General features: G+C 54.8%; 22 protein-coding genes. 5 read left to right on the top strand and 17 right to left on the bottom strand.

All coding sequences use genetic code 11. The annotated features are described in order from the left end of the window. Positions 1–66 precede the first annotated feature (66 nt). Both AC27KL_RS19940 and AC27KL_RS19935 read right to left on the bottom strand, forming a co-directional pair. On the bottom strand, positions 67–729 hold the full coding sequence (locus AC27KL_RS19940; protein ID WP_036711292.1) for a bifunctional 2-keto-4-hydroxyglutarate aldolase/2-keto-3-deoxy-6-phosphogluconate aldolase: 663 nt from the start codon (positions 727–729) through the stop codon (positions 67–69). A 59-nt stretch (positions 730–788) separates the two neighbouring features. Continuing rightward, positions 789–1,757: a sugar kinase gene (locus AC27KL_RS19935; protein WP_487170762.1), complete on the bottom strand. Its 969-nt coding sequence runs from the start codon at positions 1,755–1,757 to the stop codon at positions 789–791. Positions 1,758–2,080: 323 nt separating this feature from the next. Here AC27KL_RS19935 and AC27KL_RS19930 point away from each other — a divergent pair, with 323 nt between their 5' ends. After that, positions 2,081–3,112, top strand: a complete 1,032-nt coding sequence (locus AC27KL_RS19930; protein ID WP_487170761.1) for an acyltransferase family protein — start codon at positions 2,081–2,083, stop codon at positions 3,110–3,112. Positions 3,113–3,375: 263 nt separating this feature from the next. Next, a complete protein-coding gene (ilvD, locus tag AC27KL_RS19925; RefSeq protein WP_339323936.1) occupies positions 3,376–5,061 on the top strand; it encodes a dihydroxy-acid dehydratase in 1,686 nt (561 codons plus the stop codon). 130 nt (positions 5,062–5,191) lie between these two features. On the opposite strand, the gene AC27KL_RS19920 is transcribed toward ilvD, so the two are convergent. Continuing rightward, positions 5,192–6,607 carry a polysaccharide deacetylase family protein gene (locus AC27KL_RS19920; RefSeq protein ID WP_487170760.1) on the bottom strand — a complete coding sequence of 472 codons (1,416 nt, stop codon included), beginning with the start codon at positions 6,605–6,607 and terminating at the stop codon, positions 5,192–5,194. Between the two features lie 263 nt (positions 6,608–6,870). Between AC27KL_RS19920 and AC27KL_RS19915 the strand changes: the two genes are divergently transcribed. Continuing rightward, the gene (locus tag AC27KL_RS19915) at positions 6,871–8,028 is read left to right on the top strand and encodes an AI-2E family transporter (RefSeq protein WP_339323934.1); all 1,158 of its coding nucleotides are present in this window, start codon (positions 6,871–6,873) and stop codon (positions 8,026–8,028) included. Here AC27KL_RS19915 and AC27KL_RS19910 read toward each other — a convergent pair. After that, the gene (locus tag AC27KL_RS19910; RefSeq protein WP_487170759.1) at positions 7,997–9,775 is read right to left on the bottom strand and encodes a peptidoglycan D,D-transpeptidase FtsI family protein; all 1,779 of its coding nucleotides are present in this window, start codon (positions 9,773–9,775) and stop codon (positions 7,997–7,999) included. The genes AC27KL_RS19915 and AC27KL_RS19910 overlap by 32 nt on opposite strands. A gap of 148 nt (positions 9,776–9,923) precedes the next feature. Further along, the gene (locus AC27KL_RS19905; RefSeq protein WP_487170758.1) at positions 9,924–12,101 is read right to left on the bottom strand and encodes a methyl-accepting chemotaxis protein; all 2,178 of its coding nucleotides are present in this window, start codon (positions 12,099–12,101) and stop codon (positions 9,924–9,926) included. A 311-nt stretch (positions 12,102–12,412) separates the two neighbouring features. Here AC27KL_RS19905 and AC27KL_RS19900 point away from each other — a divergent pair, with 311 nt between their 5' ends. After that, positions 12,413–13,246: a hypothetical protein gene (locus AC27KL_RS19900; protein ID WP_487170757.1), complete on the top strand. Its 834-nt coding sequence runs from the start codon at positions 12,413–12,415 to the stop codon at positions 13,244–13,246. 99 nt (positions 13,247–13,345) lie between these two features. Here AC27KL_RS19900 and mltG read toward each other — a convergent pair whose 3' ends face one another. The 11 genes from mltG to cymR all read right to left on the bottom strand — a co-directional run bounded on the left by mltG (position 13,346) and on the right by cymR (position 22,706). After that, positions 13,346–14,422 carry an endolytic transglycosylase MltG gene (gene mltG, locus AC27KL_RS19895; RefSeq protein ID WP_487170814.1) on the bottom strand — a complete coding sequence of 359 codons (1,077 nt, stop codon included), beginning with the start codon at positions 14,420–14,422 and terminating at the stop codon, positions 13,346–13,348. 78 nt (positions 14,423–14,500) lie between these two features. After that, positions 14,501–14,812, bottom strand: a complete 312-nt coding sequence (locus AC27KL_RS19890; RefSeq protein ID WP_339323929.1) for a DUF1292 domain-containing protein — start codon at positions 14,810–14,812, stop codon at positions 14,501–14,503. After that, complete coding sequence (locus tag AC27KL_RS19885; protein WP_339323928.1) at positions 14,805–15,116, bottom strand: DUF1292 domain-containing protein; 312 nt, start codon at positions 15,114–15,116, stop codon at positions 14,805–14,807. Before AC27KL_RS19885 ends, AC27KL_RS19890 begins: the two co-directional genes overlap by 8 nt. Positions 15,117–15,128: 12 nt before the next feature. Beyond that, the gene (ruvX, locus tag AC27KL_RS19880; RefSeq protein ID WP_212951753.1) at positions 15,129–15,545 is read right to left on the bottom strand and encodes a Holliday junction resolvase RuvX; all 417 of its coding nucleotides are present in this window, start codon (positions 15,543–15,545) and stop codon (positions 15,129–15,131) included. A gap of 10 nt (positions 15,546–15,555) precedes the next feature. After that, on the bottom strand, positions 15,556–15,816 hold the full coding sequence (locus tag AC27KL_RS19875) for an IreB family regulatory phosphoprotein (protein WP_036711271.1): 261 nt from the start codon (positions 15,814–15,816) through the stop codon (positions 15,556–15,558). Positions 15,817–15,976: 160 nt separating this feature from the next. Beyond that, positions 15,977–18,598: an alanine--tRNA ligase gene (alaS, locus tag AC27KL_RS19870; protein ID WP_339323927.1), complete on the bottom strand. Its 2,622-nt coding sequence runs from the start codon at positions 18,596–18,598 to the stop codon at positions 15,977–15,979. Positions 18,599–18,982: 384 nt separating this feature from the next. Next, positions 18,983–20,041, bottom strand: coding sequence for an AI-2E family transporter (locus AC27KL_RS19865; RefSeq protein WP_373316246.1), 1,059 nt, complete (start codon positions 20,039–20,041; stop codon positions 18,983–18,985). Between the two features lie 200 nt (positions 20,042–20,241). Beyond that, positions 20,242–20,448 carry a hypothetical protein gene (locus tag AC27KL_RS19860; RefSeq protein ID WP_036711266.1) on the bottom strand — a complete coding sequence of 69 codons (207 nt, stop codon included), beginning with the start codon at positions 20,446–20,448 and terminating at the stop codon, positions 20,242–20,244. Between the two features lie 13 nt (positions 20,449–20,461). Continuing rightward, entirely contained in the window at positions 20,462–20,983 is a 522-nt protein-coding gene (locus tag AC27KL_RS19855; RefSeq protein WP_339323926.1) for a PRC-barrel domain-containing protein, read from the bottom strand. Positions 20,984–21,120: 137 nt separating this feature from the next. Next, positions 21,121–22,272, bottom strand: a complete 1,152-nt coding sequence (locus AC27KL_RS19850; RefSeq protein ID WP_487170756.1) for a cysteine desulfurase family protein — start codon at positions 22,270–22,272, stop codon at positions 21,121–21,123. Positions 22,273–22,286: 14 nt separating this feature from the next. After that, the gene (gene cymR, locus AC27KL_RS19845; RefSeq protein ID WP_339323924.1) at positions 22,287–22,706 is read right to left on the bottom strand and encodes a cysteine metabolism transcriptional regulator CymR; all 420 of its coding nucleotides are present in this window, start codon (positions 22,704–22,706) and stop codon (positions 22,287–22,289) included. Positions 22,707–23,089: 383 nt separating this feature from the next. Here cymR and mnmA point away from each other — a divergent pair, with 383 nt between their 5' ends. Next, a complete protein-coding gene (mnmA, locus tag AC27KL_RS19840; protein ID WP_339323923.1) occupies positions 23,090–24,226 on the top strand; it encodes a tRNA 2-thiouridine(34) synthase MnmA in 1,137 nt (378 codons plus the stop codon). Between the two features lie 174 nt (positions 24,227–24,400). Here mnmA and AC27KL_RS19835 read toward each other — a convergent pair whose 3' ends face one another. After that, positions 24,401–25,723 (bottom strand): replication-associated recombination protein A, encoded by a 1,323-nt coding sequence (locus AC27KL_RS19835; RefSeq protein ID WP_339323922.1) that lies wholly within the window; start codon positions 25,721–25,723, stop codon positions 24,401–24,403. Between the last annotated feature and the right edge of the window lie 32 nt (positions 25,724–25,755).

Here is a 25,755-nt window from a genome sequence, read left to right as displayed (position 1 = left end):
CCAGAAGCCGCATGGAAAGCGGCGTGTCGCCGCTGCTTGCGGCCTTCGCGGGCACCGCGGGCCGTGTTAACGTTTCGCTTCGCGGTAAGCTTGCATATACTGCTCGGCTTTGCTGCGCACCAGGTCCATATTGCCCGTCTTGACGGCTTCGTTCGTCAAATCCGAACCGATCCCGACGGCCACCGCACCGCCTTGAATCCAATCCTTCAGGTTGGAAAGCGATACCCCGCCCGTCGGCATAAAGTTCGCCTGCGGCATCGGTCCTTTCATCGTCTTGATGATCCCCGGCTCGTACAGGTTCCCCGGGAACAGCTTCACGATGTCCACGCCCAGCTCGAGCGCGTGCTGAACCTCGGCGATGGTCATGACGCCGGGCATGATCGGCACGCGGTACAAATTGCATATTTTAACGGTTTCCGGGTTGAGCGACGGTCCGACCACGAATTCGGCCCCGGACATGATCGCGGCTCTCGCCGTTTGCGGCTCGAGCACCGTGCCGGCGCCGATGACGGCGAATTTATCCGGATCTTCCGTCTTCCAGCTGTACATGCGGCTCAGCTTTTCGATCGCCTGCAGCGCGCCCGGCACCGTCAAGGTCACCTCGATCACTTTGATGCCCCCGGCAATCGCCGCCTCGGCCATCGCAAACACCTGGTCGGCGGAATCGCCGCGCAACACGGCCACGACGCCGTTATCGATGATTTTTTGTAATATTTGGAGTTTTTTCACAATCATACGCTCCTTTTCACTCATTATATGGAAATCCTGTCACGATGTCTATGGAATGATTACCTTTCGATGTGCATCCTGCGCTCCAGTTTCGCCTCGACCTGCTCCCACGTTGGCAGCGCTTCCCAATCTCCGACGGCCTGGATGACCAGAGAACCGGTCAAATTTCCAAGACGCACCGCTTCCACCGTTGAATGCCCTTTCAAAAGTCCGGCGATGAAACCCGCGCAAAAGCCGTCTCCGGCACCGACCGTGTCCAGCACCTGGTCCGCTTTGAAATACGGAACTTCCGTCAGGGTACCATCCTCAAGCACGTAGGTCAAATCCGGACCGCCCTTGATTACGGAAACCGCGTTCAGCCGGGAAAGCCGCTCGAATACCGCCTTATCGTCCTCCGTGTCGTACAACAGCTTCAGCTCGTCCAGCCCGGGCAGAAAATAATCCGCCTTCTCCGCCAGCCTCAGCAGCACTCCGCGCGCTTCCTCCAGCGTCCACAGCTTCAGCCGCAAATTCGGGTCGAAGCTTACTTTGACCCCGGCGTCCCGCGCAAGATCCATCGCTCTGTCGACGCAGGCCAAAGCCGAAGGGCTGATCGCGGCCGTGATGCCCGTCACGTGAAGGATGTTGGCGCTCTGGATGTACGCCGCGTCCAGCTGCTCCGGCCGGAGCATGCTTGCCGCGGAATTTTTGCGGTAATAATATACCGACGACTTGCCCGCCGTGTTTTCGCGAATCATCAGTCCCGTCGGCGCCTCGCCGTTAAAAACGGCCCGCGACACGTCGACGCCCTCGCCGCGAATCGCTTTATGTATCATCGTCCCGATCGGATCGCGGCCCAGCGCCCCGAACCAGCCTGCCCGTCGGCCCAGCCGCGCGACCCCGATCGCCACGTTGCTTTCCGCCCCGCCGAACGATTTGTGAAGCGTCGACGCGTACTCCAATCCCCGGGTATCCTGTGCCGTAAAGAGTCCCATGCTTTCGCCGAAAGTAACCAGTTCAGGCCCCGCAAATGCTGTATCCTGCTGCATAATAGTCCCCTTCCTTATTGAAGTCGGGATTTTGCAAAATTCGTTTCCGTCCGCTCCTGGGTGCCGGTTAAGCAATATATAGACGAACCGAACCGCCCGCCCTAACGATTGCTGAATTTAAAAGCCGCTTTTGGGATTTTTGCAAAATCCTCAAGTCTGTACCTATTGTCGGCGCAGGAGGATGGGTTGTCAATACGTAAACCCTTTATCGGGTTGGCATATTTTAATGAAATGGCAGCGTTTTATATGTGAAATAAATCACGACAATAATCCGAAAAGCGTAGTACTTTTAAGGTGTCAACGATCTGGAGGGAGTCATCATCATGGACAACACGCTGCCCCGGGAAGGGGAAACCTATTTTCTGAATTTGCGGTTCATTCTGATCCTGACCGTCTGCATCGCCAATGCCGCCGAGCCGCTGATCCGCCAAATGGACGGCCTGCATGCGCTGTATTCATGGATTTATACCTATCATATGCCCCTGTTCGTGTTCGTCACCGGGTATTTTGCCAAAGGCGGGCTTGGCGGGCCGGAAGGCCGGAAGGCGCTGCTGCAGATCGGCCTGCAGTATGTCATTTTCCAAAGCCTGTATTCGCTTCTGGACGCGGCCTTGTTTAAGGTCCCGGACATTCGCCATTCGTTTTTCGTTCCCTACCTGATGCTCTGGTTTTTGGCCAGCCGCATGGCCTGGCGGCTGCTCATGCTTTCGATGCGCAGGTTTGCTCCCGCAGCCCAATGCTCCATCTCCTTGATCCTGGGCGTCCTGGTCGGTTATTTGCCGCTGGACGGGACCTGGTTAAGCATAAGCCGGACGTTCGTGTACCTGCCGTTTTTCGTGATCGGCTATCATTTTTCGTTTGCCGCATTCAAGCGCCGGGTTACGCCCCTCAAAAAAATCGCCGCCGCGGCGCTATCCGCGGCCTTGCTTGTCGTCATAGCTTTCCACGGACTCCGCTTGCCCGAGGGCTGGCTGTTCGGCAGCCAGACTTACCTGCAGCTGGGGCATCGAGAATGGTATGCCGGCGTCTACCGGCTTGCCCTGTACGGCCTGCAATCGGCGTCGGGGGCGGCATTTCTCGGCTGGATCCCGTTCCGCCATGGCCGCCTCACCGATCTGGGCAGGCGTACGCTGTACGTGTTTCTCCTCCATGGCATCATCGTCCGACTGGCCGCGGCTTTGGGGTTTTACGGCTATATCCGCCATCCGGCCGGGGCCGCCGTCCTCCTTACGGGAGCCGTGCTGATGGCTTGCGTTCTCGCCCAACCTTTCGTTAAAAAGGCTGCTTATCGAGTCATCGAACCCCAAGTGGGATGGATCTTGCGCCTGGAACGGATCGCCTTGGGGAAAACTTGATGCGGGCAAGCCTCAAATCAGCGAAATGTCCCGGTTTCGCCGGGATATCGGCAAAAAAAGGCATCTTCCTTCCGGCTTGCCGGGCGGGGATGCCTTTTTCGCCCTTTTTCGCCGCTGCGCCGCGGTTGGCTTCGGATTGACTGCTAGAAAAAGCTTTCATTTTGTGATAGACTCATATAAATCGTTTATTCGGGCACTTTTCTCAGTAACCGCGCTAAAGCGAGAAGCAGTCATATTTTTCTAAAGTAGGGGGAAGAGACACCATGGCACCTAAAAAAATGCGTTCAGACATGATCAAAAAAGGCTTTGACCGCGCTCCGCACCGCAGCTTGCTGCGTGCAGCCGGCGTCAAAGAGGAGGATTTCGGCAAACCGTTCATCGCCGTCTGCAACTCCTATATCGACATCGTTCCGGGACACGTGCATCTCCAGGAATTCGGCAAGCTGGTGAAGGAAGCGATCCGCGAAGCCGGCGGCGTTCCGTTCGAATTCAACACCATCGGCGTCGACGACGGCATCGCGATGGGACATATCGGCATGCGTTATTCGCTCCCAAGCCGCGAAATTATCGCCGACTCCCTGGAAACCGTCGTATCCGCCCACTGGTTCGACGGCATGGTCTGCATCCCGAACTGCGACAAAATCACGCCGGGCATGCTGATGGGCGCGCTGCGCGTCAACATCCCGACCATCTTCGTCAGCGGCGGTCCGATGAAAGCCGGCGTGGACAGCAAAGGCCGCAGACTTTCGCTGACTTCCGTGTTTGAAGGCGTCGGCGCCCACCAGGTCGGCAAAATCTCCGACGACGACCTGCTCGAGCTCGAACAATACGGCTGTCCGACCTGCGGCTCCTGCTCCGGCATGTTCACGGCCAACTCCATGAACTGCCTGGCGGAAGCGCTCGGCCTGGCCATGCCGGGCAACGGCACGATCCTGGCCGTCGCCGAAGAACGCAGGGAATTCGTGAAACAATCGGCACGCCAGCTGATGGAACTCGTCAAAATGGACCTGAAGCCGCGCGACATCGTGACGCTGGAAGCGATCGACAACGCCTTTGCCCTCGACATGGCGATGGGCGGCTCCACCAACACCGTGCTGCATACGTTGGCGCTGGCCCAGGAAGCAGGCATCGACTATCCGCTGGAGCGCATCAACGAAGTGGCGAACCGCGTGCCTCACATTTCCAAGCTGGCACCGGCTTCCGATTACTTCATCGAAGACGTGCATACGGCCGGCGGCGTGAGCGCGGTATTGCATGAGCTTCTGAAAAAACCGGGCGCCCTCCACGGCGATTGCATCACCGTAACGGGCAAAACGCTGGCCGAAAACGTGGCCGGCTGCGAAATTCTCGACAAAAACGTCATCCATCCGATCGACCAGCCCTACTCCGAGCGCGGCGGTTTGGCCGTATTGTACGGCAACCTGGCACCGGAAGGTTCGATCATCAAGGTCGGCGCGGTGGATCCGTCGGTCGGCGGATACCATAAAGGTCCTGCGATCTGCTTCGATTCCCAGGACGAGGCGCTGGAAGGCATCGCAAACGGCAAAGTCAAGGAAGGCATGGTCGTCGTCATCCGCTACGAAGGCCCGAAAGGCGGACCAGGCATGCCGGAAATGCTCGCGCCTACTTCGCAAATCGTCGGCATGGGCCTTGGCGCCAAAGTCGGCTTGATCACCGACGGACGTTTCTCCGGCGCTTCCCGCGGCATCAGCATCGGGCACATTTCTCCGGAAGCTGCCGAAGGCGGCCCGATCGCTTTCGTTGAAGACGGCGACATCATCGAGCTCGATCTCAACAACCGCAAAATCGAGCTCCATATCAGCGACGAGGAAATGGCGGCCCGCCGCTCGAAATGGAAAGGCTTCGAGCCGAAAGTCAAAACAGGTTATCTGGCCCGCTACTCCAAACTGGTAACCAACGCCAGCCAAGGCGGCGTCATGAAAATCTAATCATTCATACATGTTCAAGGGGCAGCGCTTCGGTACTTGATACCGGAGACGCTGCCCCTTTTTTGCCGGGCACAACCAAAACCCCCGCCGAGCCCATTGGCTCATTGGCGGGGGTTTGACGTTTCATGCATTAAATGGCCGGCGTCGAGCTTTCAAGCCCTTGCGCCGCTGCCAAACTTAGATCGCTTGGTTCGTTTGGCTCCGGCTGCTCGCCGCGTCTGCGTTTGGATTCATGATGGCGGCGGTGCGAGCCGCTTTCGGCATAACGCTCCAAAAATTCGCCGATCGGCATCAGCAGCATTTTCGGAACAAGCTGCTTCGACTGCTCCTTCAGGCGGGATTGTCCGGACGGGTGAATGACGCTAAGTAAAAATTTCAAATAAAGCCGTGAAGAGGTTGAAAAGAGCCCGTCCTTCAAATCCACGATCCGGAACCCGAACTGCTCCGGCCCGCGATTGACCATGGTCACGCCGTAAAGCGCCTTGGCATCCATGGCTTTCGGATCCTCCAAAATGCACTGGGCAAGCGCCGGAAATTCCTTTTCCATTGTGCGGATCAGATGAATGGCCAGATGGACCGGTGAACGCGATCTTACCCCGAAGCGGAACAGTTTTTCGTTGTCAAAATGAAGTTCAACGACCTGATCTCCCTTTTCGAGGACCATTCCATCGTCAAGCTCGATTCTCTGTCCGCCGTATTTGCGCACCCTGTAATGCAGCATTGGATCATATGGATTGACGGTTTTCAGCCGGAACATTTTGTGGAATACCGTTTCCCACACGAGCCACAGCTTGACGAGCACCAGTTTGGAAAACGGGACGCTTTTTTCCGGAGCGGTTTCCTTCGCTTTGATCATGTCGTCCACCCTGATGCTTTTCAGGCCTTGGCGTTTGGCTTCTTCCAGCACGCGCTCCAGCGCGATCAACATCTGCCGCGGCGCGTCGGGATTGGCCCCTGCGGTCGTGCCGCAATCGTGAAGCAGCAGGACTTCTCCCGGATGAAGCTTCTGAAGCATCCGTTCCGTCAGCTTGTCGGCACCGATCCTTTCCCTCCAGTCGCCGAACATCGCGGACCAGAGCACGATTTTAAAATTGCCGCTGCGTTTTTTGTTCAAATCGAAGAGGTTGACGATCCCCCAAGGGGGACGGTAATACGAGGAGCGCTCGCCGGTGATCGAATGGATGATCTTATCGGTCTTCATAATTTGTTTCGTGACGGTCGCAGGCCGCATGAACCAATTGGACTTGTGAACGTAGTTATGGATCCCGATCAGATGGCCTTCGTCGTACATGCGTTTCACCAGCTCCGGATTTTGTTCGGCATGAGACCCGACAACGAAAAAGGTTGCCTTGGCATCGTATTTTTTGAGCAAATCCAGCAGCTGGGGCGTGTATTGCGGATCGGGGCCGTCGTCGAAGGTCAGCGCGTATTCATGCTCGGTGGAACCTCTCCGAAAAACGCGGAACCCGAATATGCGGGTAATGAGTCCAGGGATGAACGCATAAAAAGATGAAATATAGAACAACCAAAGCAGCAAAGTCTGCATGTCATAATCCCCACTTTTCTCTGATTGACTTTGACTTGCCGAAAGGCAGGTATCTCTATAAAATGAATGTGAGCACCAGCTATCGCTGCCTAAAAAGAAATACGGACGATATTCGAGCGGAAGTGCTGCAAAATATAAAGGCGCTATCTTTTATTTTATCACAGCCGCTCAAGAAATAGGCATTTTTTTAACCATCGAATTGATATTTTTATTTTAGTTTAGTTGTCCCATCAAATACATATGCTTAGGAGTGATTTTTGTTCATGCTTCCGCTGTATAAAAAATATTGGAGGACCTTTCTCGACATCGGGATGATCGTGCTGACCGTTTTGCTCGTCATGTATGTCTTCAGCAAACTGTATCAGATCGCGGCGCCCGTTTTTTTATCCTTCCTCGTGTTTTTCATGATCGAACCTCTGGCCAAATTCCTGAACCGGAGAGGTCTTCCCAAAACGATTGCAGCGGCTGTTTCCGTTCTGTTGTTCGTGCTTGTCATCCTGGGGATTTTGTTCGGCATCGGACTGATCGTGGTTTCCCAAATCGCTCAAGTCCAAGATAATTTGCCCCAATACACGAAAATGATCCAAACGGCATTTGGAAAAACGACCGCATTCCTCCAGCATAAAATCGAGGCGCTTCCTCCGGACATCACCGACAAGATGAACGAAAACTTTAAAAAATTCACGGAGTATGCGACCGGATGGGCAACCAGCTTCTTAAAGTATATGGTATCGCTCTTCAGCTCGTTCTCCACGTTTATGGCCAATTTCGGCATCGCGATCATTCTCGCCTTTTTCCTCAGCACGGAGATCGGCGGCTGGCGCAAAATCGTGAAGGACAAGTCTCCAAAAACGTTAAAAAACGCTTATACGTTTATGAAAACGTACGTGCTGAAAGCGATCGGCTCCTACATCAGAGCGCAAATGCTCATGGTGTTGATCACGTTCGTATTGATTTACGCGGGCCTGCTGATTTTGGGCACGGGGAACGAACTTTCGCTTGCGCTCGTCTGCGCCATATTCGATATTTTGCCGCTTGTGGGCGTTCCGGTCGTTTTGATTCCGTGGATCGTGTACCTGTTTATCGTCGGCAACATCAGTTTGGCGATCGGTTTGTGCATCCTGCTGGTGGTCGTCCTCCTGACGCGCCAGCTGCTCGAGCCGAGAATTACCGGCAACTCCATCGGCATTTCGTCCGCGTTCCTCATGTTGTCGTTCATGATTATATCGCTTTCGATCTTCGGCGTCGCCGGCCTCATCCTTTCGCCGGTTCTGCTGATTTTGCTCAAGGAACTCCTGCAGCAGGGGTATTTACAGCGCTGGATCCGCTTGCCGCAGGAAGAATTCGACGTCTCCCCGTTCGAAATGAGCGCGCCTGCCCCGCAGGAAACTAAGCGCTCCGGGAAGCGAGCAGATTCATAATATCCCCGAACAGGGAGGTAGCTTGATTGCTGCCTCCCTCTTTCATGTTTTGAAACAGCACGGCCAGCGCATATCGGGGATGCTCGACCGGTCCATAACCGATAAACCACTGATTGTTGCGCGGTTGTCCCTGGACTTTGACTTGAGCCGTTCCGGACTTGCCTGCGAGCTTCCACTTGGCATGCATCAGCGATTTCCCCGTTCCGTCCGTCACGACCGTTCTCATCCACGCGGTGAGCAGGCGGGCCGTTTCCGGCCGGATGCTGCCGGCATTCGAAGGAGCAAAATGGGGTTTGAACTCCTTCATGAGCTGGCCGTTGGCGTAGGAGACATGATGGAGGAGCCGGGGCGCCCGGACTTGCCCGTCATGCAGCAGGGTGACCACGAGGTTGGCCGCCTGCAGCGGCGTTACGCGCACATCCCTTTGCCCGATCCCGGATTGCGCTCGGACCCCGCCGTCCGAAGCCGCCTGTTCGCTTGAAAATATCATCCCCTTCTCCTCATGATCAAACGGCCTCATGACAGGCATGCCAAGCATGTCTTTGGCTTCCCATCCGACCGTCCGCCCCAGTCCGAGTTTCCTCGCCGTCGACTCCAGCTCTTCCCCGGCCATCCGTTCCCCGAGCTCCGCAAAAACGACGTTGGAGGATTGGGCGAATGCCTGCTCCAGCGTCAGCGCCCCATGGCCTGTCGCTTTCCAACAAGACAACCCGTATCTGGCATATTTGCCCGAACAGTAAAAGGATTCGTCTACGCTCGTAACTCCGGCTTCCAATGCGGCCGCGGCCGTGACCGTCTTAAAAATCGAGCCCGGCGCGGTCGCCTGAACCGCCCGGTTATTCCATGCCCCCTGCTTCGGATCGACGGTCAGCGGATTGTAAAAAGGACGGGATACCATCGCAATGACGTCGGCATTGCTTGCATCGAGCAAAACGACGGCCCCTTCCTTCATCCCGGCTTTTTCCGTCAGCTTTTCGATGTCCCTCTGCAGCTCAAGGTCGATCGTGGACGTAAGACGCAGCGGATAATATGGATTGTTGGGCGATTTTAATTGGATGCCCGTGCCCGGAATCGCCCGGTTCAAGCCATCGACCGTATAATAGACGGTCGTCGGTCCGACGCCGCGCAACATCGGCTCCATCGTTTTTTCGAGTCCCGCAGCCCCCTCGCGGAAAGCATAACCGGTATGGGGCATTTGCATTTGCCCCGGCACATCCGTCAGGTATCCGAGCCACTGCATGCCGTTCGGCCGGTTTTCATACCGCTCCGTGTAGGGCAGAACCTCGAGACCGCTGAATTCCAGCGCCGATATCCGCTTGGCTTGTTGTTCCGTCAGGGCCAGCGGCGCGCCGCCGGACTCCCCTTTCCACAGCATCGGCACGCTTAGCCGTCCCCACAATGCCGCAAGCCGCTCCGAATCGACGCCGAGCGCCCGGGCCACGGGATTCAACCGGCCGTCTTTGTTTTCGAGCGACTTGCGGTCCACCGGGAACAACACTGCCGCCGAAACGGTTTTTCCGGTGAGCGGTTTTCCGTTGCGGTCATAGACGTTCCCCCTTCCGGAATCGAGCACGACGCCCCGTTCCCTTTGCAGCACGGACATTTCCTGCAGCGTGTACTTGCTGTCCGGCAGACTCGAAGCGCGGAACACGAGCTGGACATACGCCAGGCGCAAAATAAGCACGACCAAAATCCCCGTCAGGATGACCAATCCGTAAAAAATACGCTGTTTTTGTTTCAATAACATAGAGCACCGGTCCTTTTTCGACGTTTTTTTCCATTATGTCCTTATTCCATCGGTTCCAATCGGCCTTGCGGGAGGCTACTTCTGAATGCAAAAAAAAGCCGTCCCCTAAAGCCGGAAAATCCGGCGGGACGGCTTGCGCATAGACTCGTTACAGCGTAAAACGGGACAGCGTTTCTTTCAGCTCGAGCGAAACGTTCTCCAGCTTCGCCGAAAGCTGAACCAGATGGTCCCCGATGTTTTGCTGCTCATTGCTGAGCGAAGCGACTTCTTCCGAAGTGGCGGAGGATTCCTCGGCCACCGCGCTTACGTTGCTCATCGCCTCGGACAAAATGACCTGCGACTGATTCAACGTTTCGATCGATTGCGTCACGGAATCGAGGCGTTTCGTGAAATCGCCCATCTGCTCCTGTACGGAGACGAAAATATCGTTTGTTTCTTTTACCGAATCCATCTGCTGCTGGAATAACGGACGGGCTTCCTGCAGGGCCAGGACCGTTTCGTTCATTTCGTCCATGATTTTGCCGGTGATCTGGCCGACCATGTTAATGGACTGCCTCGATTGGTCCGCAAGCTGGCGGATTTCATCGGCCACGACCATGAAACCTTTGCCTGCGGCTCCTGCCCGGGCGGCTTCGATTGTAGCGTTAAGGGACAAAATGTTCGTCTGTTTCGTAATGTTTTGCAGCACGTCAAGCACCTTGTTGATCGATTGGGTCGATTGCTTCAGATTATCGACTTTCGCCATCAACGAACGGGTCATATCCTCCGTCTGATGCGTTTTTTCCATCAATTCGCCGAGATGGCTGGTTCCCCGCTGGCTGGACTGTTCGACATGATGGGCGGCGCTGCTCATTTCTTCATTGGCGGAGACGACGATTTGCATTTGCCGCGAAATATTTTCGGTCAGCTCGTTGCCGCGTTCGGCTTCGGTGGCCAAACTGCTGGCGCCGTTGGCGATTTCCTCCGTGGCGATGGCGATTTCCTTGGCCGAGATCGCGGTTTTGCGGGAGGCATCCGTCAGTTCGCCCGCCGTCTCCAGAACGGCTCTGGCCGTCGTGTTCGTCTGCTCCACGAGCTTGGTAATTTGGTCCATCATCAGGTTGAAGCTGGCTCCAAGCTCGCCGATCTCGTCCGAGGATTTATGGCTGGTGCGAACCTTCAGGTTGCCCTTGGATCCCTCGATCATGAGGTCTTTCAGGCCGCTGAGAGGTTTGGCGATCATCAGAACCATCCACCAGCCGATGAGAATCGCGATAATCACGACCCCGACCACAAATCCGAGCGTCATCAGCAAAATGCCCCGCGCATCTTTGACCAGCAGCTCGGTTGGAACGGTTCCTACGAGCCTCCAGCCGTTGACTTCCAGCGTGTTGTATACGGCCAGCATCTTATGGCCCTTGTCGTCTTTGGTATCGAGGCTTTTCGCCGCATCCTTTTGTTCCTTCATGAACGTAAACACGGAATCCAGGCCTGCTTCCCCGTCCTGGTTGGAAGCAACCACTTTGTTATCGCCCGAAATCAGCTGCAGCTTGCTGCCTTCGCCCATGTTGATCGCTTTGAACTGCTCTTCGAGCGTCGACGTTTTCAGCTCGACGACAACGACGTACGGCTTTCCGCCGCGGCTCAGGCTTTGCAGCGGGCGTACCAATTTGAAGTTCATGCCGCCGTCTTTTCCTTTTTCGGACGTCACCCACGTCGATTTATTTTCGTTCAGGACTTTTTTATACCAGGCCGTTTCGCGGATTTGAGTCGAGTCCGTGCCCGGGCTTCCGCTGACGATCGGATTGTGGCCTTCTTCCGGCGGGATCAGGTAAAGCGCTTTAATGGTATTGTTGCTGTTAACCTGATTGCTCAGTTTTTTGCCGATTTTTTCGTTCAGCACGAACAGGTCGTAAGCGCTCGCTTGGCCGGCAGACAAATCGGTCAACAGATTTTGCGTTTCCGGATCGAAAAAGATCTGCAGCGCGATGTCCTCGTATTGCTTCAGGATGATATCCAGCTTCTCGGACGTTTGGATGATCGTTTGTTTGTTCGAATTCGCGGCATTCGCCTGAATGGTGCTCCGGGCCTTGTTATACGACATAAGGCCTAAAATCAGGACAAAGGCGACGATGGCCGTGAAAAAGATCAAAAATAGCTTGACCCCGACGGATTTGGCCGGATTCATTCTGCCCAGCTGCGCTCCCGCGCTGCGGATGTCGAATTTAGGCTTGTCCGTTTGCGGCTGCCCCGCAACGCCCGATTCCCCCTGCTTCTCTTTCTTGCGCGGGAAACCCCGGCGTTTGTTTTTGCTTTCTTCGTTTTTCTTTTGCTTACCCTCTTCCATTTCCTCACCTACCATTATGTTTTCATACCTTACGGCTTATGTAAAAGAAACTTCTACTTTATTCTTCGACATTTTCCACCATTATCCTTTGGCTTTTTTCAAAATTCTTTATAACTATTTTCCTAAAGTTCATAATTTTTTCGTTCCTGTGCTACTAAAAAGGACGATTGGCAACCGCCCAGCAGCCTATTTGGCCCATTGTTCTTCATAAGATGCCGAAACCAGCCCGAATATGGAACGCGTTGATGACTGCATTGCATTGAAACTTGCGGGCCCTTCGGTTCGTCTATGACGATAAACGGAGGTGCAACATGAAACATACCGTCAAAATCAGTTCCATCGTGCTGGCCCTCGCGGTCGCCGTTTCCCTAAGCGGTTGCGGAAGCAAGCAGGAAGCCCAAACGATTGCGCCGGGAAAATCCGGCGAACAGAAGGATCAAAATAACCCGCCGGAAATCGGAATAATTCCTGAAACCGATCTGAAAGAAGGAGCGGGACATAACGCCGACGCCGGCCAACGCCAAAATGAAGACGATGCGGGGACAGATGGAGAAGGCGTAAAGCCTCCATCCACCGATCCGAACTCGGAGCCGGTGGCATCCAAGCCGCAAAGGTCCCCTCAAGTGAAGGGCCACCCGTCATCGGGCGATTCCAAATCTGCGGCTTCCGACGGCGGCGCGGCCGCAAGACCCGGCGATACCATGCTCGAGGTCACCGTCGAAGGCTCGAAAGAACAACGGCCGGCCAAGCTGGCCCAGGCCGAAGGTTACTCGCTTTATGTGCCGGAGCATCTTTCCTTTGATCCTGCGAAACATCTGATCTGCATGAACATCGATCCCCGCTATTCGGTCCGGATCGAAAAATTGCCTTCCGATTACAACCAAGACGAGCTGCTTCGCGAAGGAAAGGAAGCATTAAAAAAACACGGCAACATCCGGCAGCTTCATTCCGACGATTTGGCCGGCCCGATGAAAGACGCCGAACTGTTCCTGCTCGCTTCCGGTACGTCGGGAACCTATGAGTACATCGTGAAGGAGCTTGACGGCAGCGGTTTTGTGTTCCACGTCACCATGCCGCAAGGAGAGGCCTCCGAAGGATTTGGCCCGATGGCCTTTGCCGCTTTGAACAGCATTCAAAACGAGTAGCCGAATGCGATGCCATGAAAAAACCGCCCAACGGGCGGTTTTTGCTTGAAGCTTGCCGATATTTTTGTTGCCCCGGTCGATCGCATTCCCTTGCCGGGCTCAGCCTTTATTGGCGCCGCTTTTGCTTTTTTGGATGTTTTTCAGATGCTCCTGATACGTCTTCGCAAACAAGTGCTCATGGGAGCCGTCTTTTTTCGTGACGTAATACAGGTAATCCGATGCCTCGGGATTCAGCGCCGCTTCGATCGAGGCCAGGCTGGGGCTGCAAATCGGCCCCGGCGGAAGCCCTTCATGCAAATAGGTATTGTAAGGACTTTCGACTTTCAAATCCTTATACAGAAGCCGCTCTTTCGGCTCCGGCAGCGCGTATTGCACCGTCGCGTCGATTTCCAGCTTCATGTTTTTGTCGAGGCGGTTATATATGACCCCGGCCACAAGCGGCCGCTCCTTATCCACCACAACCTCGCGCTCCACGAGCGACGCGATCGTCAGCATGTCATGCAGCGTAAGGCCGCGGTCGCGCAGCTTTTCCTGCAGGTTCGGGATGCCGTCCAGCTTGCTTTGCGTTTGCTCCATCATCCGCCGGAACATTTCGGGTTCGGTCGTTCCCTTTTTAAAATCGTACGTATCCGGGAACAAATACCCTTCCGCCGCATGCTTCAGCTTGCCGTTATCCGGGACGTCCTTAAACGCGGCAATCGCTTCGTTCCCGGGGTGATCCGCCAGCTTCAGGAAAGAGTCGGCCGGAGCCCCCGTCGCTTCGCTGACCTTTGCGGCGATTTGCTCGACGGTGTAACCTTCCGGAATCGTAATCCGCACCATCTCTTCCTTCACCACGTCGCCCTTGTTCAGCTTGGCGATCAGCTCGTCCAACGTCGCGCCCGGCTTGGCTTCGTAAATGCCTGCTTGAAAACGCGAGCCTTCCCGTTTCCACTTCAGGTACCCTTTAAAAACCGCAGCATTTTTGATCAGTCCGTTTTGTTGAAGCACATCGGCTATTTTGGAGGTGCCCATGCCCGGTTCGATCGTGAATTTCACGGGCTCGTCCGACGCTTGAACCGGCTGGAGTCCGTTCCACACGTAATAGGCTCCCCCACCCGCTCCTAGCAGAAGAATAATCAGAATTACAATTACGACTTTGACAGCTTTCAAAAAAATCCAACCCTTCACAACCAAAAAGGACGGTCTGCACCGCCCTCTTTGTGTATTCATTTTGAAATTTTGTCTTCTCAGGGAAGCTGTAGATGCTCCGAATCAATTTTCGTCGTCTTCCGGGAACGTCATCTCGTCGTACAGCTCGGTAATGTTTTCCCATTCGTCGTCGTCATCGATGGTGGCCAGCTCCAAATCCCCGTCCGGCGACTTCACGACTTTCAAAATGTTGTATTCGCCGCTTCGGTCGTCAGGGCTTTGCAGCACCGCATAGGTTTGGCCGCCCACTTCAAATTCCGCTGCCAGGTCGTAAACTTCGGTGGAACCGTCTTCGTCCTGCAGCTCTACAGTCGGACCGAACGTTTCCTTCAGCACGGAAGTCCACACGGCCTGGTCTGCAGAAAAATCACTCATGCTCATTACCTCCATCAAGTTCAGCAACCAAGGTGTTGAAGGTTTCCTCGACGATCTCCCACTCCGCATCATCTTCGATCATGTAGAGCTTGAGGTCATCCCCGTCCTCTTCGTATCGGAACGCATACACCTCGTCCGAATCCTCGTCTTCTCCCGCTTCCAGAGGTACGACCATCATATACTTGTTGTCCGAGCCATCGACTTCAAATTTCATGATGACTTCGAATTCTTCTTCATTGCCTTCGTCATCGGGAATATAAATAATATCCGGTTCTTCCTCAAAAAGATTACGCTCATTGGCCATCTGTGATCACCCTCACCCTTTAGTCTTTGAGTCTAAATAATTTTGCAAAATCAAGCTTGCAGCCATTTTATCCACAACTTGCTTTCGCTTCTTCCGGCTGACGTCAGCCTCGATCAGCGTCCGCTCGGCAGACACGGTTGTCAGCCGCTCATCCCACAGGTGGACGGGTAATTTCAGCATTTCTTTTAGCTTGTCAGCGAAATCGATACAGATTTCACCGCGGGGACCGATGCTGCCGTTCATGTTTTTGGGCAGTCCGACGACGATCTCCTCCACCTCGTAGTCGCGGACCAATTCCGCGATCCGCGATACTTCGGAACCGTCGCGCCGCCGTTCCACCACTTCCAGTCCCTGCGCGGTCCATCCGAATAAATCACTGACGGCAACACCAATTTTGCGGTCGCCGTAGTCCAACCCCATGATTCTCATTAAAGCTCTCCTATCGGTGATTGGCTAAGTAGAACCGGACCAGCTCTTCAATCAACTCATCACGCTCTTTTTTTCTGACCAAACTTCTTGCGTTGTTATGGCGGGGGATATATGCCGGATCTCCGGATAGGAGGTAACCGACGATCTGGTTGATCGGATTGTATTCCTTTTCAACCAATGCGTCATACACCATCAAAAGGATGTCTTTGGAAGACGCTTCCTTTTCGTCGCCTTTAACGCTAAACTTCATCGTTTTATCCATGGAGTCCATATTGTGACACCTCGCTTCTTCAACGGCGTGCCGAAGCACGCTGTTGACGAATTGATTCTTTAGGCTTCATATCTTCTTCTAATATAACATAATCATCCCGCAGTAAGGAAACTCCAAGGACAAATTAAACAAATTTTTCTTTTCAGAACCTTCACGCATCTTATGCGTTGGCGACCAATTCCTCCGCCAGCTTCAAAGCATCATCTAGCTTGCTTGCGTCTTTGGCGCCCGCTTGGGCCATGTCCGGACGGCCGCCGCCTCCGCCGCCGCAAACAGCCGCAATTTCTTTCACGAGCTTGCCTGCGTGCAGTCCTGCTTTGGTCAGCTCTTGCGGAACCGAGACGACGAAGTTCACTTTGTCTTCGATGGCTGCCCCCAGGACGAGCACGGCCGACGGCAATTTGTTTTTCAGTTCATCGGCAAGGGTGCGGAGCCCGTCCATGCTGCCGACCGTAACGCGAACCGCGAGCAGTTCTTTTCCGCCGACCGTTTTTACCTGGTCGGTCAGTTGTCCCGCTTCGATCATGCTCAGCTTGCTTTGCAGCGATTCGTTTTCGCGGCTCAGCTCTTTCAGCTGGGCATGAACGGATTCGATGCGCTTCGGCACGTCGTTCAGATTGGACTTCAGCATTTCGGCGGATTGCTTCAGCAAATCCAGCTGGCTTTCGACGAATTGGTACGCCGCGCGGCCCGTTACCGCTTCGATCCGGCGCACGCCGGAACCGATGCCGCTTTCGCTCACCAGCTTGAAGATGCCGATCTCCGACGTATTGCCTACATGGCAGCCGCCGCAAAGTTCCAGGCTGTAATCGCCGACCTGGACGACGCGCACGATGTCGCCGTATTTTTCGCCGAACAGGGCCATGGCGCCCATCGCTTTGGCTTCGTCGATCGGCTTGTATTCGATGTTTACGTTCACGGCGTTCCAAATCTGCTCGTTGACGCGGCGTTCGATGTCCGCAAGCTCCTCGGCCGAGATGCTGCCGAAATGGGAGAAGTCGAAGCGCAAACGCTGCGGCTCCACCAAAGAGCCGGCCTGGTTGACATGCTCTCCAAGCACTTCCTTCAGCGCCTTATGCAGAAGGTGGGTTGCCGTATGGTTTTTGACGATATCGCGGCGTTTGGCCTGATCCACTTCGGCTTTTACCGTTTCGCCCACTTTGAGCTCCCCGGCTTCTACAGTTACGATATGCACGTGCTGCCCGTGAGGCGCCTTGTACAAGCCCTCCACTTTTGCGGTCACGCTGCCGCCGCGCAGAAGCCCTTGGTCGCTGACCTGGCCGCCGCTTTCGGCATAAAACGGGGTTTTTTCGAGAATGACCTGGCAGGTCGCGCCTTCGCCGGCACTCTCCACCATGGCTTCATCCACGATGATCGCCAAAATTTTGGACTCCGCTACGGTGTCATTATATCCAACAAATTCGCTTTTAACCGTGTAATCGGAGAGCGCGCCTCCCTGCACCTTCATGCCGCCGCTTTCCTGGCGGGCCGCACGCGCGCGGTCGCGCTGCTCCTGCATGGAAGCGTCGAACCCTTCCCGGTCGACCGTAAGGCCATGCTCCAGGGCGAAATCTTCTGTCAGGTCAAACGGGAATCCGTAAGTATCGTACAATTTGAACGCATCCTGGCCGCCGATGACTTTCGTGCCGTTTTCCAGCGCCTTTTTGCTGATGTCTTCGAGAATCGCCAAACCTTCGGACAACGTTTCATGGAAACGCTCCTCTTCGGTGCGGATCACCTTTTCGATGAATTCGCGTTTCTCGACGACTTCCGGATAGTAGACGCCCATGATGTCCCCGACCGTTTCGGTCAGCGTGTAAAGGAACGGACGGTCGAGTCCGAGCACCTTTCCGTAACGGACGGCGCGGCGGAGCAGACGGCGGATGACGTAACCGCGGCCTTCGTTGGACGGCAGCACGCCGTCGCCCACGGCGAACGTCACGGTTCGGATATGGTCGGCGATAACCTTCAGCGCAACGTCTTTTTCCACGCTGTCATTGTAGTTCACGCCGGCAAGCTTGGCGGTTTGTTGAATGATCGGCTGGAACAGGTCCGTGTCGAAGTTCGAATCCACGTTTTGCAAAATGGAAGCAAACCGTTCCAGGCCGGCGCCGGTATCGATGTTTTTATTCGGAAGCGGCGTATAGGAGCCGTCTTTGTTATGGTTGAACTGCGAAAATACGAGGTTCCATACTTCGAGGAAACGCTCGTTTTCCCCGCCGGGATACATTTCGGGATCGGACAGGTCGCCGTAAGCCTCGCCGCGGTCGTAGAAGATTTCGGTACAAGGTCCGCAAGGGCCTTCGCCGATATCCCAGAAGTTATCCTCCAGCTTGACGATGCGCTCGGCAGGCAGTCCGATTTTTTCGTTCCACAGCTTAAATGCTTCTTCGTCTTCCGGATATACCGTGACGGAGAGGCGCTCCGGATCGAAGCCGATCCATTCCTTGCCGGTCAGGAACTCCCATGCCCACGTGATGGCTTCTTCCTTGAAGTAGTCGCCGATCGAGAAGTTGCCCAGCATTTCGAAAAACGTATGGTGGCGGCGGGTTTTGCCGACGTTTTCGATGTCGTTGGTGCGGATGCATTTCTGGGAGTTGGTCAGGCGCGGATTTTCCGGGCTGATCCGTCCGTCGAAATAAGGTTTGAGCGGCGCCATGCCCGCATTGATCCATAGCAGGGACGGGTCGTTATGCGGCACGAGCGGGGCGCTCGGTTCGATTTTATGCCCTTTGCTTGCAAAAAACTCAAGCCATTTGGAACGTATTTCGCTTGCTTTCATGGTTATACAGCCTCCAGCTTCAATTTATGGGAAAACAACATAAAAACGCCCCTGAAAAATTTCAGGGACGATCATATCGCGGTACCACCCTGGTTATCGCCCGAACCGTCCTGTTGCATTCCGCAGAATGCCCGTCCGTCGAAGCGATCTCCTCGTATAGCCTGTAACGGGGCCAGCCGGCGGGGTTTGCCCGCACTCCGAAATCAGCTTTCCGGCAGCGCCCGCATGCGGATTCTTCCAGCCATCCGCGCTTCAGCGCGAAGGAATCCGTTCTCTGTCCAAGGAGCCTCTCAGCCGTACTTCATTTCATCGCCGTTTTGTCCATTTTGAACATATTCTACACAAGTATATCGGCGCAGCGGGGGAATGTCAATCCAGGGCGGTTCAGGTCGTTTTGCGCTTGATGTAATAGGCGAAAAAATGCTGCAGCAGCACCTTGAGCACCGCAAACACGGGAACGGCGAGAATGAGGCCGACGATGCCCGCCATTTCCCCTCCGACAAGCAGCGCAAAAATGATGACGATCGGATGGAGATGCAGCTTTTTGCCGACCACCTGCGGAGAAATGACGTTGCTCTCCAAAATTTGGCATATCCAATTGACGACGATGACCAGCAGAACCATTTTCCATGAAATCGTCGAAGCCATGACGACCGCGGGAGCCGCCCCCAGAAAGGGGCCGAGATACGGCACGATGTTAAACACGGCGACGATGCTGGCCATCAAAAGCGCGTACGGCATCCCGACGATCATATACCCGATATACGCCAGCACGCCGATGATGAAACAGACGATAAACTGCCCCCGTACGTAATTGCCGAGCGCCAGGTCGATCTCTTTCAGCACGCTTACGGTCGCTTTGCGCCGGGAACGGGGAAGATACGAAACGATCGCCCGCTCAAAAACGTCGAAGTCCTTCAAAATATAAAAAATGAGGAACGGAACGATAAAAATGTTCAGCACCAGATTAATCGTCGTACCGATGTTGTCGATAAAATCGGAGATCCCCGCCGCCAGCCGGTCTTCCCATTGCAAAAACCAGCGGTCCACCCCGGCCATCACCCCGTCCGGGAGCAGCTTCTGGTCCAGCCGGTTCATGAGGCTTTGCGCATGCATCGTCATTTCCGGCAGGTGTTCGTTCAGCTCCTCCATTTGCTCGATCAGCACCGGAATCATATTGATGAGGATGACCGCCACGCAGGTGATGAACACGGCGTAAATCAACAGCACGGCAATGCCCCTCGGCACTTTGCGGTCGGCCAGCAGGCAAACGATCGGGTTCAGCACGTACGAGATGATCATCGCCACGATAAACGGCGCCAAAATCACTTTGAAAAAATGGTATATATTCATGAACATCGGGCGAAGCAGCCAAATGAAATAAAGGGCGATCAGGCCGAGAATAAACCAGATGAGCAAACGGAACCACTTGTTTCCGGTCATGTTCTCCAAGGAAGCTTTCCTCCTTTCGGACTTGCTGTACACGTTATTATATGTACGAAAGGAAAAAATTAACCTTGAAAGACCAGCCCGCCCCGGCCAAGCGATAAAGCAAAAGAAACCCATCACTAACGCGCGTCTTTCGAGCGAACGCTAGTGATAGGTTTCTTTTTTGCCGAAAAAGCATGTTCATAAGTTCACTTTCAATTGGACGCGTGCAGATGCGGGAATTCCTGAGGAATTTCCTCGAAAAACAGATCGTCCAGCGAACTAAGCGTGCCGTCCTCTTCGACTTGATAGACGGACATTTTATCTCCGTTGACCGTCAGTTCGATAAAACAGCCCCAGCAATAAAATTGGTGCGAACCGATTTTACCGATATCTTTGGAATTGCAGTTGGGACATCTCATATTCATAGATCACCTATCCGTTAACAGAATGAATGGTTTTTCCGAGGCGCTCTTCGCTCATCGGCGGCACCATGATTGCGTTTTTGCCGATGGACATGCCCTCCGCAAGCGGCAGCCATTTCCGGCCTTCCAGCAAATCCGAGACGAAACCGTCGCTGATTTCTATACCTAGTATTGTATTTCCCATTTCCTGGTCAAAATAAACATCCGTCGCTTTTCCGAGCAGAACGCCTTCCTCGGTCAGCACGTCCATGTCCTTCAGTTTATTTTTGCCCGTCAGGAACGTGTATTGTATATCGTCGGCCTTTGTCTTTCGAACAGCCTGTTGATTCCGAATCATCACAGCGTCTTCGCCGTAAGCCACGATATCCTCCCAGGATACGGACTTGGCCGAACTGGAAAACAGGCTTCTGCCTTCAAGCTCCAAAGCTTGGATCCTCCAGTCCCCGCTGACCCAAACATCGCTGATTTTGCCGATCTGCCTGCCTTCGTCCACATCGAACACGGCAAGGCCGATCAATTCTTGAAACTTCATGCCAGGACCCACCTATCGTCATGAGTATTGAAACGAAGGCATCCCGCGAGAGGCGGGACGGATGCCCCTGCGGGCACCGATCCTTGTTCCGGACGGTATGGAAGCACGCCTCCCTCCTTGTCCATGCATAGAGAATCCTAACTTCTAATACGTAAACGACGAAGAATGGTTGCAATTTTTTGGGCGGTGTATTCCATATCTTCCGTAGTATTACCCAAACCGAAGCTAAAACGAATCGCGGAGCGCAAAACATTTTGTGGAAGTTTCATAGCTTGAAGCACATGGGACAGCTCAAGGGAACCGGAGGTGCATGCCGAGCCGCTGGCCGCAGCAACGCCTTCCATGTCCAGGTTCATCAGGAGCGTCTCCGTGTCTGTTTCCGGGAAGCTGATATTCAGTATGTGAGGTAAAAATTCAGAGGGATGTCCGTTGACGACAAACGCGTCTTGTCCAATTTCCTGTTCCAGCAAACGGATAAACGTATCCCGGAGCATGAGGTCATGCTCTCTGCGCGGCTCTAGTTGTTCCGCCGCAATTTCGACGGCTTTGGCGAATCCGGCGATGCCCGCCATGTTTTCCGTGCCCGCGCGGCGTTTTTTCTCCTGAAGCCCCCCGTGCAGTCTCGGCGCAAGGTGAACGCCGCGGCGCACGTACAAAGCCCCGATCCCTTGCGGGCCGTTAATTTTATGAGCGGAAAAGCTCATCAGATCGACCGGCAAATCGCGCAGGGAAATCGGAATCGCTCCCAGCGCCTGAACGGCGTCCACATGGAACAGGATGCCGCGGCTTCGGGCGAGCTCGCCGATTTCCCGGATCGGCTGCACCGTGCCGACTTCATTGTTCGCGTACATGATGCTGATCAGCGCCGTATTTTCCGTCAGCGCTTGTTCCACATCCTCTACCCGCACCCGCCCCGTCCCGTCCACCGGGAGATATGTGACGCGGTAGCCCTGCCTTTCCAGCTCCTCGCAGGCATGCAGCACGGCATGGTGTTCGATGGACGAAGTAATGACATGCTTATCCCGGCCTTCCATCGCCTCCAACGCGCCGAACAACGCAAGGTTGTCGCTTTCCGTTCCGCCGCCGGTGAACACGAGCTCATCGGGGTGGCAGCCCAAATATTTGGCGATTTTGTCCCTAGCCCCGCCCACCGTCCGTTTGGCGGAACGGCCGAAGGCATGAACGCTGGATGCGTTGCCGAATTGCCCCGTCATCACGTTCATCATTTCCTGCGCGACTTCGGGATGGACGGGCGTGGATGCCGCATGATCCAAGTAAATGGATTTCATTTTCGCATCTCCTTTTAAATGTAAAACATGTAGTTATCGGCGGCGTCCTGCTCCTGATAGGAGATCAGGTCAAGCAGCGTGGTCGAATCCAGCACGTTCGCGATGCCGTCGCGGATGCGAAGCCACAGGTTGCGCTTGGCAGGATCGTCTTCTTCCGTAAAATCGACCGGGGAAATCGGGCCTTCCAGCACGCGGATGACGTCTCCCGCCGTAATTTCCGAAGCTTCGCGGGACAACACGTAACCGCCGTACGCGCCGCGAATGCTTTTAACGAGCCCGGCGTTGCGCAGCGGCGCGATCAACTGCTCCAGATAATGCTCGGAAAGCTGGTTTTTTTCGGCGATGCTTTTCAGCGAGATCGGGCCCTCGCCGTATTTGGCCGCAAGCTCCATCATGATCGTCAGGCCGTAACGCCCTTTTGTCGATATCTTCAAAGGTGGCACCTCTTTCAAAAGTTCATGTTTTCTTTTATATATGTCGGGATCCGTTGCAGACACCTTAGATCCTGAGGATAATATCTGCGTATTCCGATCATAACCCTTTGCTTATGTTAACATATCCGGCGTTTTTTTGGTATGTTAACGTCAACCGTTGTACTTCCACGGAAGACAGGCACGCCTTTCCCCAATGGATTTGACGGCGCAAAAATCGGTTTCCCCCGGCAAAAACTTCTAAAACTCCATCATATATAATCTCAGGCAAAACTGCAAATTGTACTCCTGATGCGGACAAAGGCCATCCGGGTATGACCTCCGGCCCGTTGTGTGTTAAAATACGGGTATGGGCACAATTTCAAAATAGAAATGGTGAGTTAACTTTGGCAAACAACAATCAAAACACGCGCGTGGTCGTCGGCATGTCCGGCGGCGTCGATTCCTCGGTGACCGCGCTCCTGCTGAAGGAGCAAGGCTACGATGTCATCGGTATTTTCATGAAGAACTGGGACGATACCGACGAATTCGGAGTCTGCACCGCGGAACAGGACGCAGAGGATGTCCGGCGCGTTTGCGAGCAAATAGATATTCCTTATTACACGGTCAATTTCGAAAAAGAGTATTTCGATAAAGTATTTACCTATTTCCTCGACGAATATAAGTCGGGGCGCACGCCGAATCCGGACGTCATGTGCAACCGCGAAATCAAATTCGGCGAATTCCTGAACAAGGCGCTTGGACTGGGCGCCGATTATGTAGCCACGGGCCATTATGCCCGCGTCGTCGAAGAGAATGGCGTCTTCAAGCTGCTCCGCGGCGTCGACGGCAACAAGGATCAAACCTACTTCCTGAACGCGCTGAATCAGGAGCAGCTGTCGAAAGCGATGTTCCCGATCGGCCATCTGCCGAAACCCGAAGTACGCAAGATTGCCGAAGCGGCGGGATTGTACACCGCCAAAAAGAAAGACAGCACCGGCGTCTGCTTCATCGGCGAACGCAACTTCAAAGAGTTCCTTAGCCAGTATTTGCCGGCGCAATCCGGCGATATGGTGGATATCGCGACGGGCGAAATCAAAGGCCGCCACGACGGCTTGATGTATTACACGCTCGGACAGCGTCAAGGGCTCGGCATCGGCGGATCCGGAAACGGCGAACCGTGGTTCGTGGCCGACAAGGATCTGGAGCAAAATATTTTGTACGTCGTTCAAGGCGACAAGCATCCGAGCCTGTATTCGACGGGGCTGATTGCCACAGGCGTGAACTGGATCGCAGGCGAAGGGAACGTGCCCACAGAGCCTTTCAGCTGCACCGCCAAGTTCCGCTACCGCCAGCCCGACCAGGACGTTACGCTCGAATGGCTTGAAGACGGCACCGTACACGTGCGGTTCGCCGAGAAACAAAAAGCGGTTACTCCGGGACAAGCCGTCGTGTTTTATCAAGGCGACGTTTGCCTTGGCGGCGGCACCATCGACAAAGTGGAAAAGGTTCCGTTCAAGCTGCCGGCACTCCAAAAAAAATAAAGCACAGACGTTAAAGCCACCCGCCCCATGTTTCCGGCGGCGGTGGCTTTTTTTCATGGAACGCCCTGCATGCCGAACCTGCTCGGCGGACGTTTCATGACGCCTGTGCAAAACATTCTCTACGACTCCCGCGGAATCCTTCTCGTTGATGAAGATTTCCCCGTAATTCGATCATCATTCCCCGGAAAGAAACTGGTTTCTTCTGCGCTGCTGGTTGATCTGGATTTTCGCCTCGTTGCCCTGCTCCGTCGCCTGGTAGAAGACGCGGCGCGCAATCTCCTTCGGCAAATAATCCTGCTTCACGTAATGCCCCGGATAATCATGGGGATACTTGTAACCTTCATGGCCCAGCTTCACGGCCCCTTTATAATGCGTATCCCGCAAATGCAGCGGCACCTCCGCCGATTTCAGCTCTTCGATCGCCGACGTCGCCCGCGAAATCGCCGTATACACCGCATTTGATTTCGGGCTCTCCACGGCAAACAAGATGGCCTGGGCGATGTTCAGCTTCGCTTCCGGCCAGCCGTTGTTCCGGTAGGCCTCCAATGCGCTGACGGCCTGGACCATGGCCTGCGGATTCGCGAGGCCAATGTCTTCGCTGCTGGCGGCGATCAGGCGGCGGATGAACACCATCGGATCCATCCCCAGCTTCTCCACCGCGTACAAAAACCAGAACAAAGCGGCATCGCTGGAGCCGCGGATGCTTTTATGAAAGGCGGAGAGCACGTCGTATTGCGTCGACTCGTCCGCCCGCACGGTCGGACGGCGGATCGACTCCTCGGCGACGCCAAGCGTAATGTGAACGGTGCCGTCGTCCTCCGGCGGCGTCGTCATCGCCGCCAGCTCGAGCGCCGTCAGCGCCCGGCGGATATCCCCATTCGCCATCGTGGCGATATGGTCCAGCGCTTCCTCGTCCGCCTTCAGCTTCATATATCCGAGCCCTTTATCAGGGTCGGCCAGCGCCCGCTTCATGGCGGCAAGCGAATGGTCCTTCGTCAACGGCTGCAGCTGGAACAGGGTGGAGCGGCTCATCAAAGCCCCGTTGACGTAATGGAACGGGTTTTCCGTCGTCGCCCCGATAAAAATGATCGTCCCTTTTTCGACCGCCGGCAGCAGCGCGTCCTGCCGCGAGCTGTTGAAGCGGTGCACCTCGTCGAGGAACAGGATCGTTTTCGTGCCATACATCGCTTTGTTGCTTTGGGCGCGGTCGATGACCTCCCGCACGTCTTTGACGGAGGCGTCCACGGCGTTCAGCCGGACGAAGTCCGCCTGCGTTTTTTGCGATATGATATGCGCGAGCGTCGTTTTCCCGCATCCCGGCGGGCCGTACAGGAGGATCGAGGTGACTTGGTCCGCTTCGATCGCCCTGCGCAGCAGCTTGCCGGGGCCGATGATATGTTCCTGCCCGATATATTCATCCAAAGAGGTGGGACGCATCCGGTCGGCCAGCAGCCTTCCGCCCCGGTCCGACTCCTGCTGGAAAGAAAATAAATCCATGTTATGTTCACGTCCTTGAAAATGAAATGGCT

Source organism: Paenibacillus sp. YAE3, assembly GCF_057546105.1.
The sequence above is the reverse complement of the archived record's forward strand: the minus strand, read 5'-3'. Positions and strand labels throughout refer to the sequence as shown.